This is a genomic window from Parabacteroides acidifaciens, from assembly GCF_003363715.1.
Lineage (GTDB): Bacteria > Bacteroidota > Bacteroidia > Bacteroidales > Tannerellaceae > Parabacteroides > Parabacteroides acidifaciens.
The window spans coordinates 1-10699 of the sequence record NZ_QREV01000087.1 but is presented as its reverse complement, the minus strand read 5'-3'; the positions used below and the strand labels follow the sequence as shown (position 1 = coordinate 10699).

At 50.3% G+C, this 10699-nt stretch carries 9 protein-coding genes; 2 read left to right on the top strand and 7 right to left on the bottom strand.

What is annotated here, in order from left to right; translation table 11 throughout:
* Positions 1–265: 265 nt before the first annotated feature.
* The 7 genes from DWU89_RS19735 to DWU89_RS19705 all read right to left on the bottom strand — a co-directional run bounded on the left by DWU89_RS19735 (position 266) and on the right by DWU89_RS19705 (position 7613).
* Positions 266–3547 (bottom strand): hypothetical protein, encoded by a 3282-nt coding sequence (locus tag DWU89_RS19735; RefSeq protein WP_147292159.1) that lies wholly within the window; start codon positions 3545–3547, stop codon positions 266–268.
* 220 nt (positions 3548–3767) lie between these two features.
* Positions 3768–5594, bottom strand: coding sequence for a helix-turn-helix domain-containing protein (locus DWU89_RS19730; protein WP_147292158.1), 1827 nt, complete (start codon positions 5592–5594; stop codon positions 3768–3770).
* A 72-nt stretch (positions 5595–5666) separates the two neighbouring features.
* Positions 5667–6293, bottom strand: a complete 627-nt coding sequence (locus tag DWU89_RS19725) for a lysine exporter LysO family protein (protein ID WP_115501344.1) — start codon at positions 6291–6293, stop codon at positions 5667–5669.
* Positions 6290–6568 carry a LysO family transporter gene (locus tag DWU89_RS19720; RefSeq protein ID WP_115501343.1) on the bottom strand — a complete coding sequence of 93 codons (279 nt, stop codon included), beginning with the start codon at positions 6566–6568 and terminating at the stop codon, positions 6290–6292. Before DWU89_RS19720 ends, DWU89_RS19725 begins: the two co-directional genes overlap by 4 nt.
* Before the next feature lie 13 nt (positions 6569–6581).
* Positions 6582–6962, bottom strand: coding sequence for a hypothetical protein (locus DWU89_RS19715; protein WP_233551949.1), 381 nt, complete (start codon positions 6960–6962; stop codon positions 6582–6584).
* Positions 6963–7004: 42 nt separating this feature from the next.
* The gene (locus tag DWU89_RS19710) at positions 7005–7343 is read right to left on the bottom strand and encodes a hypothetical protein (RefSeq protein ID WP_233547694.1); all 339 of its coding nucleotides are present in this window, start codon (positions 7341–7343) and stop codon (positions 7005–7007) included.
* 15 nt (positions 7344–7358) lie between these two features.
* Positions 7359–7613 carry a sigma factor gene (locus DWU89_RS19705; RefSeq protein ID WP_115501340.1) on the bottom strand — a complete coding sequence of 85 codons (255 nt, stop codon included), beginning with the start codon at positions 7611–7613 and terminating at the stop codon, positions 7359–7361.
* A gap of 164 nt (positions 7614–7777) precedes the next feature.
* Here DWU89_RS19705 and DWU89_RS19700 point away from each other — a divergent pair, with 164 nt between their 5' ends.
* Complete coding sequence (locus tag DWU89_RS19700) at positions 7778–10036, top strand: GH92 family glycosyl hydrolase (RefSeq protein ID WP_115501339.1); 2259 nt, start codon at positions 7778–7780, stop codon at positions 10034–10036.
* Positions 10037–10220: 184 nt separating this feature from the next.
* Positions 10221–10550 carry a heavy metal-binding domain-containing protein gene (locus DWU89_RS19695; RefSeq protein ID WP_115501338.1) on the top strand — a complete coding sequence of 110 codons (330 nt, stop codon included), beginning with the start codon at positions 10221–10223 and terminating at the stop codon, positions 10548–10550.
* Positions 10551–10699 lie beyond the last annotated feature (149 nt).

Here is a 10699-nt window from a genome sequence, read left to right as displayed (position 1 = left end):
ATTTTCGATTGTGTCGCTTTTCTTTACACATTTTTATTTTCTAATTGTGTAAACTTTTTTCCGTACAAGTCAAACATACAATAGAGAACCGATGTTTATCCGTTATTGATTCTCTTTTTGCCAGATTTGAGCTATCCCGTTCCCGCGCTCCGACGCGGGATCGCAAAGGAACAGTTTTTATCCTAAGCAGGTAAATGATTCAAGATGCGGCAGGCTGTTTTGCGATCCCGCGTCGGAGCGCGGGAACAAGGCGGTTCACTTTTTCTTAGTTTCGCACCACTACCTTACGGACGATATCGCCGATCCATACGATATAGACTCCCGTCGGCAGTTGCCGACGATTCAGCCCCGGGGCTGCCTTGAAGATGTCTACCAAACGGCCGTCGAGCGAGAGGATGCGGATGGGGATGGCGGAGGCATTGACTCCAGCTAAGAAACCGTCTGGGAGCAGGATACAAAGTGCAGACGGTTCCGTCCAAATCCGCGGAAGAGCGGAACGATCGGCGGCATGCGGGTCGGTGATCGACTCGTTGGCTACCGGCAAGTTGGGGTAGAGGCCGTCGATGTAGATCTCGACGTCGCCGAGGACGTTCTTCAGCAGGTAGGCGCCGTCGCTGCTGCGGGCAGTGAGCGTCTCGCCACGGTCGGTAGTGACAACAGGTTGCGACTCCGAGTAGGCAGTGTCGAGCGTGAGATAGAAGCGGAAGGTTCTCCCGGCTTCGATCGTGTAAGAACCCGGTCTGGGGTTAGTCACGGCTCCCTCTACGGCGGGAAGGGTGACGGTGTGGTAGACCGTAGGAGGTGGTGGCGGCGCCACGTAGGTGAAGTGGGCACTCAGCCAGAGGTCGGCGGCGGGCATCGGGATGGTCGTGCCGGATACCGGGGTGGTGACATCATCAGCGGTAGTGCCGGAGTAGATGCCGTCGAAACGGTAATTGTTGGCGGCGGAAGGCTTCAGCGACAGGGTAATGCCGGGGGTAACAGCGTAGCCATCTAATATGTCTAATCCAGTGGCTTCGTCAAACACCTGCAGTTTGCCCCCTTTAGCAGGCTGCACGATATAAAGCTTCGGGCGGGCGGGTAGTAGACCGGCAGCGTCTATCAACGGCTGGATGCCGGGTGTCCAGTCGCCATAGGTGGGGTTGCCGTCGGTGTCTTCGTCCGTTACCATCTTCAACTGCGGAAGCTTCCCGTCTGGCCATGTCCAGGCAGCATTCCAAGCGGCTTTGGCTTCGTCCGATACTCCTTTCAAATCGTTCTCGAAGGTGTCGAGCCAGGTGTTGGCACCGTCCCAGGATGACGGGTTGTTACTGTGGACGGGAGAGCCGTTTACCTTTGTTTGGGTAGAGGCATAGTTGGAGCCAGAGTCTCTCCCCTCACCCCTCACTCGATGAATAAAATAACCACTTCCTATTATCTCTCCATTCAAAGCCAGGTTGTTCGATAGATTATCCGGGGGAGAGCCGCAAATACCGCCGGCGGTACGGCCAGTTCCCCCCTTTACCTCGACCTTTCCTGTGGCATAGGTGTAGGAGAGTTCCCCATTTGCATATCCCGCAATACCACCGGCATAAGAATCTCTAGTGCCTGTCGCTTCCACATCGACCAGGGTGTAACAGTGGGTAATCCGAACTATACCGTATCTCTCAAGGGTATGGCCTGTTATTCCCCCGGCATAAGCACTTTCTCCCGCCCCGGTTATCCTCACGCCGCCTTTTCCTGTTACATAACAGTTGCGGAGAATGACGGGTTTTCCACTACTAAAGGCAGTTATCTTTCCGGCTATCCCTCCGGCATAGACATACCCTTTCTTCGCCGACACCACTATCCCGGCGTCTGCCAGTTCGACACCCAGGTTTTGGAGAGTGCCGTCCTTTACATAGCCGAATAATCCGGCTAAAGTCCAACTGTCATCGCCACTTTCGACGTGAAGATCCATCTTCAAGCCACTTACCGTATGGCCTTTGCCGTCGAAATGGCCACAGAACTCGTGGTTGAGCCCATTTTTGCCATATGTCCCTATTGGCGTCCACTCTCCCCCCGCCAGGTCGATGTTGTCAGAGAGGGCGAAGTACTTGTCGGAGAAGCCGTTTGTGTTGTCAATATCGGTACCGTTATCACCGCCAACCTTCAAATTCTTATTATTATTCACCTGCTGCGCCAGATACGCCAGCTCGGCGCCGGAAGCTATCAGGATGGGGTCGTCTTTTGTGCCGGTGCCGGAATTTGCGATAGAGGTTGCAGCACAGTCAGCCCAGGGAGCGTGCGTCAGATAGTCGCCGACGCTTATTGAGGGTTGGCTGCCGAACGCATTATTGCTGTAGCCGGTGGGTTTGCCTTTGTCGTCTTCGCCCGTTATCATCTTCAACTGCGGAAGCTGCCCGTCTGTCCATTCCCAGGCGTCTTTCCAGGCGGTTTCGTTACCGGGCGTTGTTTCGATCAGATCGTCCTTGAATTTGTCGGAATAGGTGTTGGCGCCGGAGTTTGAACCGGCGTCTGTACCGGCGGCGAGCTGGCCGTTAACGAGCATATCGGGGTTGGCATAGTTGGAGCCGAGGGTTGTAGAAGAAGAAGAATTCTGCCCGAGCACCCTGCCGCTATAGCTATCGCTGCCGCTTATCTCTTTATTCAATGCCAGGTTGTTGGTGAGTGATCCCCCGAAGCTATACCCGCAAATGCCGCCAGTACATCCAGGGCTTCCCGTCACCTTTCCTGTGGCGTAGGTGAAGGAGAGGGTTCCGTCTTCAAGCTCTCCGACAATACCGCCGGTGTATATTAATCCTGTAACATCGACCGTTGCGTAACAATGGGTGAGGGTTACGCTTTGAGTGCCGACACTACCTGCTTTATTCACGTATCCGGCTATTCCTCCGGCACAAGCAGAACCACCCCTACTATATTCCGTAATCGTCACTCCCCCGCTCCCCGTCACGTAGCAGTTACGGATGGTGGCGGCTCCGCCAGATCCGGTTATCTTTCCGACTATTCCTCCGGCATAGACAACCCCGCCGGTTGAACCCGCCTTTATCCCATCATCCGACAGTTCGACACCCAGGTTTTGGATCGTGCCGTCATATATGCAGCCGAATAATCCGGCGTATATATGACCGCTTCCATTACTCATATCCACCTTCAACCCCTTCACGACATGGCCTTGGCCATCGAAATGGCCGCGGAAATCGTGCATATACGTCCCTATCGGCGTCCACTCTATCCCGGCCAGGTCGATGTTGCGGGAGAGGGCGAAGTAGTAGCCGGAAAAGCCACCTTTATAATTCTGTTCTCTGCTTTCATCTATCTCCCCATCCGTTCCATACGACAGTTTCTTCCCCCCGTCATTCACCTGCTGTGCGAAATACGCCAGTTCCTTGGCGGTGGCTATCAGGATGGGGTTACCTTTTGTGCCGTCACCACCGTCTTCATTCTCTATCGTGCTCTTCGAACCATCACCCTCCTCCCCTGCTGCCGGAAGGGTAAATAATAAGAAAAAGAACAGGGTAGCCAGAAGGCGCAAGGCTGTCGGATAAGTGGAAATGTTTACTTTCATAATATTTGTCATTTTCATTGATAATCGTTTATTTAGTTTCCTGCTCCAATGCTTACCACAGAGCCGCAAAGGGACAGGCCAGAGTACGGACATACTCACATCTATTTTCAGCAGCAATCTATAAAAGAAGGAGGAAGAATCTGTCACAAATTGCAAAATGAGACAAATTTCCGGGCAAGAGAAGGACATTTCACCGGTGTCGGGATGTTATTCGGGAGAGCTATGGCTCTATCTGCGCCTCCCTGTTTTTGCGATATGTAGCGGGATTGATACCGGTTTGCGCCTTAAAGACACGGTAGAAAGTTTGTCGGGTGGAAAATCCGGCATCGAAAGCGATTGCTTCGAGCGAACGGGAGTCGTTTGCCGGATCGGAAAGCAGAAGGATAGCCTGGCGAACACGACATTCGTTGATAAAAGAGGAGAAAGGTTTGCCGTAAACAGTATTGATGGCTTTCGAGATCAGGTTGCGGTGGACGCCCAGGAGTTTCGAAAGAGTCTCAAGGTTGAGATCTGCATTCAGATAGATTTGCTCATCCTCAAACAGTCGGTTTATGCTTTCCATCAGTGATACATCTATGTTATCTGCCGGCACGACAGGCGCAACACGCGAAGTACTCTCTGCCCACTCGCGGCTGCGGGAGGCCAGTTTACGATAGGCCTGATGTTTCTTGCGGTAAAGGATAGATATAATAATCAGAGCAATCAAGATGATTCCCGCCGTCACTCCCATGACAACCGACACATGCCGGAAGGACTTGACTTGCAGCTCCTTCCGGGCGTTCTCCGATTCAAAGAGCTCCTGCTCGGCACGAAGGATAATCAGGGTATTGTATTTATCTTCGTACCGGTGGAAAGCCGTCATCATAGAATCGAGGTAACAACGAGCTTTGAGGGCGTCGCCCCGGTGTGCATAGTAGCGGTTCAGAAGAGAATAATAGTAACAGCTATTCTCATCGACCGAATCCGGATTCATGTGGACACTGTCGAGTATGGCATATGCTGCCCCCGGGTCGTCTTTCTCCAAGTAGCATTCGGCCATTTTCAACTCGACGGCAGTAGACAGCGACGAAGCTTTCTCCTCCTTTAAAGCAGGTAAACAAAGTTTGAATATACGTAACGGTACATCAAACCGTCCCCGCTTCATCTCGTTGCCGGCCAGACCTGTAAGGGCAATCATATCATACACCGGACGCATCTTTACCTGGTCAGGACTGTTCCACATGGAGAGGAAATAGTAGTCCGACTGTTCGAGATCACCAATGGAGGCATAATATTCAGCCAGGCTATGTCGCGCCCTCAAGTTGGCACGGTCCGCCATATGGCGGGACCCGTCGTCACGCAGGGATTTTTTCAGGTAGGGAATGGAGCGATCATAATCCCGGAATGCGTGGTAGGCATTTCCTATCATGAAATAGGTGGCTTTCCGGTCGAAGAACTCTTCGTCGGTCAGTTGGTCGAGCCGGGCAACTGTCAGCCGGGCGAAACGGAAAGCCCTGGCATAATGGCCGCTGAGGTAAGACTCGTTAAAGATCAGGCGGAGAAGGAAGATTTCCTCTCTGGTGTTACCTTCGGCCGCTACTTTCCGGGCCAGCCTGTACAAATCGTCCATAGCGGCATCGAAGCGGGTACTGTCGGTCCTGGAGAGGTTGACCAGAAGGGGGAGGAATTCGGCAGCATAGGTTATCTCCGGGTTGTTGTAACGGAGGGCCATTTGCCGGACTTTCCTGATCTCGGCTGCGGCCCTGACATCACTCATGTAAGATACTATATCATAATAATAGTAATAAAGCTCGTCTTCAACGGTGTGATAACCACGGGTTGCCAGGTAGTGAAAAAGTGTGTCGGAGTTGTAATAGCGCATCTCACCGTATTTTTCAACATAGATACTGTCGGAGGGGGCCACCTTGATCCGTGTCATCGAACGCATAGGGGCATAATGCCGAATCTGTACGGTATCGAGGAAAAGTGACAAGTCGATAGCCTGTCCTTTCACCGGCAGGAAAAAGTAACAAAGAAACAGGAGAAACAGGATACCGACTTTATTCATATCAAATAAGACCTGCAGCAAATATACTCTTTTTCATCCACAAAACAGGGATACAACGTAATTAAAGAGCATTTACATCGAACAGAAAAACGACACAAAGAACGGGACAGTAAAATCAACAATTATCCCGTGAAAGATAGAGACGAAGACGAGATCTTTCCCTGAATAGCGGGTAATAATCGGCAAAGTCGTATCCATCGTCGTGGCACCTCCGGCACAGATAGGCGCCAACCGTCCGAAATATTTCACAAAAAGAGGAGCGCCAAGCAAAGCCATGATCTCACGCATGATATTTGCCATCAACGCGATAGTCCCCAATTCGGTAGCCAACTGGACACCTAAAGAGGGCTCTTTCAACTGCGTAATCAGGATGGACGAAAGCGAGTAGTAGGCAAAACCGCTTCCCACCGCCAGGCAATCGAACACACTCCATTTTGAAAGCAACAAGCTGATCAAAGCGGAAAAGACTAATGTCCCGACAATCGTAGACAAAGGAACTAAAAGCAACTTCGGACGGATACTGCCGAGTATTTCCTTTAATTTCTTGTCACTTCCGATACTCAGCCCGACCTGGAACATCAATAGATATAACACATATACCGTAAGATCGCCCTTGACCAGCACATCCGGCAGCAGGCCGCTCCATCCCAACAGGCAACCGAGTACAAAGAACCCGACAACAATCAAGCTGCCCTTCATCCGCGACTCCTTTCTTTAAAAAACAGATTATACACGCCCCAAGCTGCCAATACGCTTCCCGCCGTGCCCGCCAAGGCAAGCAAAAAGGCCTGTCCTCCCAGCGTAGCCAGGTTATCCACGATCTCTTTATTCGCTCCGACCGATATGCCGAGCAGGAAAAGAAGCAGAAAAATCGTATAGGAGATCGGCTTGCCTATCTTTTGCAAAAGTTCGATTTTGCGCAAAAGGTAGCCTGCGGCAATACCCGCGAACATAATACCAATGACTGTAAACATATATCAGAATGGCCTATTTTGCAGAATCAGCGTTAGCTGTTTTGGTGAATACTACAGGGATTTCCATTCCTCCGGCATCCGCATTTCCAGACAGCTTATTCTTATCAACTTGTCTGAAAGTCAAATAAACGTCTGTTCCGTCTACATAGAATTCACATTTATACGTTTCGTTCTCCTTCTTGATCTCACCGACAGTCATTTCAGAACCACTGATTGTAAAGACAGCAGACAGCTTACCGCCATTTTCCTTAAACTGGCATGTTCCTTCCTGGTAGCCATAAGGAGCATCAGGAGCAGAGTAACTCCACTTCCCGACTACCGAGCCTGATTTATCCTGCGCATAAAGAGACAGGCACATCATCATACAGAGAAGTGCCGCAAACGCTTTTTTCATATTAGCCTTCATAGTAACTAAAATTAAATTAAACTTAGTGCTTCAAAGATAAACATTATCGGAAATAAAAGAAGTAGTCAGCAAAAGAATAAATAGAATAATGCAGAAGATAATAGTAGCAGCCAAGGCCGAAAGAATCAGGCGCCGGTATTTTTTCCTGCGGGCGCAGGCGATACGTTCGATGATTTTATGGTCGAACTCACTGCCCAACGGAGGCAGCTCTTCAGCTTCGGGAGTTTGAAACCATACCTGGTAAGGACGGAATTCCGGAGGGATGACCTTGCCGGAAAAGAAGTTGCGTAATTCGCGTTCCTCTTCTATGGTGGTGATACATCTCCAGTACTTATCGAGCAGTATATGTATCCGGTTATAATCCATCATTCCCTCTCGCTAAAATTACCTGACGGCAAACTGTTCCCGCTTGCCGGAATAAAGACAGGTACGTTGCAAAGCCATATTACGCGTCACCATCAGGCAGTAGGCAGGCAAGTCTTCAATCACCATCCACGTCCCCCGCTGGTTCCATACCTTCAACATTGTTTCCTGTACAATCTGTTCCGATACATTCCGGTCTCCCGTAATCCGGAAAGCGACCCGGTACAGATTATCCTTCAAAGGCAATATCCGTTTTATAAATTCGTCTGTTCTCATCTCTGTTATTATAGACGAGTGAGGGGCGGGTAAGGTTGCAATTTCCGGTGACTTTTTTTCGGAAGAAAAATAAGAAATTCCCGTATATTGTTCTTTTTCATTACCTTTGTATGGTTGAAAATAATAATTTATCCTTTTAGGAGATAAAACACAAATAATATAACATGAAGAAGACAGTCCTATTCCTTCAGGCTGCTGTGCTTGGTTTTCTGGCAGCTTGCAGCCAGCCGTCCGGCCAGGAACAGCTACGTGATGAAATTCAGTATGTAAACCCATTTATCGGAACCGGATTTCACGGGCATACTTTTCCCGGTGCGACCCGTCCGTTTGCACTTGTGCAGGTCAGTCCGGATACGCATATCATGGGCTGGGATGCCAGCAGCGGATATCATTACGATGATAACCAGATATACGCGTTCAGCCATACGCACCTGTCAGGCACAGGAATCGGCGACTTAGGAGATGTGGCGATTCTTCCTTTCTCCGGCGGCGATTCGATCAAACCGGTTGCGACATTTAAAAAAGAAACAGAAAAGGCGACGCCGGGCTATTACGCCGTCCGTCTCGATAACTTCGGGATCAACGTGGAACTGACCAGTACGGACCGCGTGGGCTTCCATAAATATACGTACGATAATCCGAAGGATCGCCGTGTGATGCTCGACCTCGGACACGTCTTGCAGCCGAACTGGGGACATAAACTGGTGGGCAACGAATATCTCTTTGTAAATGATTCGACGGTAGAAGGAACTGTCAAGACACAAGGATGGGCGCATTTCCATTCCGTATCTTACCGGATCACATTCTCCGAACCGATCGAGACGCTTTACCAATATATCGGCGGGGAGTTGCGGAAAGATTCTCTCTTCCTCCGCCTTCATACAACAGACGACCTGAAGTTCCACTATAAGTTTGCCGAAAGCAGTAAACCGCTTTATGTAAAAGTGGCGATTTCCCCCGTCGATACGGATGGTGCGGAAAAGAATATGCTGGCCGAACTCCCGGGCTGGGATTTCGAGGCCACACGCCAGGAATCGGCAGGCATCTGGAACAAAGCTTTAAACGATATCCAGATTGAAAGCTCCGACCCGAAAGTAATGGTGAACTTCTACACAGCGCTCTATCACACGATGATCGCTCCATATGCTTACCAAGACGTAGACGGACGTTACTTAGGAATGGACAAGAAAGTCCACCGGGCAGAGCCGGGGTATGTGAACTATTCCGTATTCTCGCTCTGGGACACCTTCCGCGCACTCCATCCGCTGATGACCATCATCCAGCCGGATCGGGCGGCCGATTGGGGGAAAGTGCTGGTACAGGGATATAAAGAGGGTGGCATCCTTCCGAAGTGGCCGTTGGCTTCGAGCTACACAGGCTGTATGGTCGGCTATCCGGCCGTATCCGTATTGGCGGACCTGGTGACCAAAGACCTGGCGGAAGGTGACTTGAACCTCTGGGCGGAAGCCGGTGCACGTTCTTCGGTCTACCGGGATGATCTGGCGGAGAAATTCAAAGGGACACGCGAACTGGATCTGATTACCCGTCATCCCTATTTTAAAGAAAAATATGGTTTCGTCCCGGCAGACTCCGTCCCTGAATCGGTTTCCTGGGGGCTCGAAATGGCTTACTACGACTGGTGCATCTCCCAGATCGCCGCTAAAGCCGGCAATATGGAACTGGCCAAAGAATATGCTGCAAAAGCAGAATACTACAAACGCTATCTGGACCCGGAAACCAAGATGATGCGCGGTGTGATGGCCGACGGTTCCTTCCGTACCCCGTTTAATCCCCGCTATTCATCACACATGAAGAGTGATTACACCGAAGGAAACGCCTTCCAATGGAGTTTCTTCGCCCCGCATGACATGGACAACTTTATCGCTACGATCGGAGGCAAGAAAGAGCTGGAAACGCGTCTGGACACCTTGTTCACGACTTCCTCCCAGGTTGACGGAGAAGAAGCATCCGGCGATATCACCGGATTGATCGGCCAATACGCCCACGGTAACGAACCGAGCCACCACATGGCCTACCTGTATAACTGGACGGATGCACCCTGGAAAGGACAGGAACGGTTGGATCAAATCATGCAAAACTTCTACACCAACGAGCCGGACGGTATCATCGGAAACGAGGATTGCGGACAAATGTCCGCCTGGTATGTGCTGAGTGCATTAGGACTCTATCAGGTTGCCCCGGGCATTCCGGTCTATACATTGGGACGGCCAATGGTCGACAAAGCGCTGATCCACGTGAAAGGCGGCATATTCGAGATTCTGGTAAAGAATAACAGCGCTGCCAACAAGTATGTAAAAGAGGTTAAGCTGAACGGCCAGGTACTCGATACTCCGTTTATCAACCACAGCGACATCGTCAAAGGCGGTAAACTGGAATTTATAATGAGCGACACGCACAACTAAAAAAAGCGATGCCTACCGGCTTTCAAACCGGCAGGCATCGCTTGATAAACGGACAGGCATCGCTTTAAAGACGAAACGGTTCTCTTATGCAAAAGGGAATCGTTTCGTCTTTTTTATATAGCAAGATAACGCAATATACCACAGAATAAATATATTTGTTGCCATATATCATAAAAACAAAGCCATGTTAATAACGACAACAAACAACCTCGAAGGAAAAGAAATAACCCAGTACTTCGGAATCGTCTCTGGTGAAACGATTATCGGAGCCAACCTGTTCAAAGACCTCTTTGCCAGCATTCGTGATATAGTAGGCGGCCGCGCCAGTTCCTATGAAGGCGTATTGCGCAAGGCCAAAGACAGCGCATTGGCCGAAATGAGCCAGCAAGCCGCCCAGATGGGAGCCAATGCAGTGATAGCGGTCGATCTGGATTATGAAACAGTAGGCGATACAGGCAGTATGCTTATGGTCACGGCAGCCGGAACAGCCGTACGCTATCGGGATAAGATATAAGAGCTTTTCCCTAAAAACAGAAAAAGGAGTCAGTTCAAATGAACTAACTCCTCTTCACTTCGCTTTCGCTTCTAAAACGGCGGCTATCTACTCTCCCACTTTTACGCAGTACCATCGACGTGGTTGGGCTTAACTTCTCTGTTCGGAAT

Excerpts from the sequence above, each read along its gene's own strand:
- DWU89_RS19710 (WP_233547694.1), bottom strand. The coding sequence starts at position 7,343 with ATGATGGATTATAACCGGATACATATACTGCTCGATAAGTACTGGAGA.
- DWU89_RS19730 (WP_147292158.1), bottom strand. The coding sequence starts at position 5,594 with ATGAATAAAGTCGGTATCCTGTTTCTCCTGTTTCTTTGTTACTTTTTC.
- DWU89_RS19695 (WP_115501338.1), top strand. The coding sequence starts at position 10,221 with ATGTTAATAACGACAACAAACAACCTCGAAGGAAAAGAAATAACCCAG.
- DWU89_RS19725 (WP_115501344.1), bottom strand. The coding sequence starts at position 6,293 with ATGAAGGGCAGCTTGATTGTTGTCGGGTTCTTTGTACTCGGTTGCCTG.
- DWU89_RS19720 (WP_115501343.1), bottom strand. The coding sequence starts at position 6,568 with ATGTTTACAGTCATTGGTATTATGTTCGCGGGTATTGCCGCAGGCTAC.
- DWU89_RS19715 (WP_233551949.1), bottom strand. The coding sequence starts at position 6,962 with ATGAAAAAAGCGTTTGCGGCACTTCTCTGTATGATGATGTGCCTGTCT.
- DWU89_RS19705 (WP_115501340.1), bottom strand. The coding sequence starts at position 7,613 with ATGAGAACAGACGAATTTATAAAACGGATATTGCCTTTGAAGGATAAT.
- DWU89_RS19735 (WP_147292159.1), bottom strand. The coding sequence starts at position 3,547 with ATGAAAGTAAACATTTCCACTTATCCGACAGCCTTGCGCCTTCTGGCT.
- DWU89_RS19700 (WP_115501339.1), top strand. The coding sequence starts at position 7,778 with ATGAAGAAGACAGTCCTATTCCTTCAGGCTGCTGTGCTTGGTTTTCTG.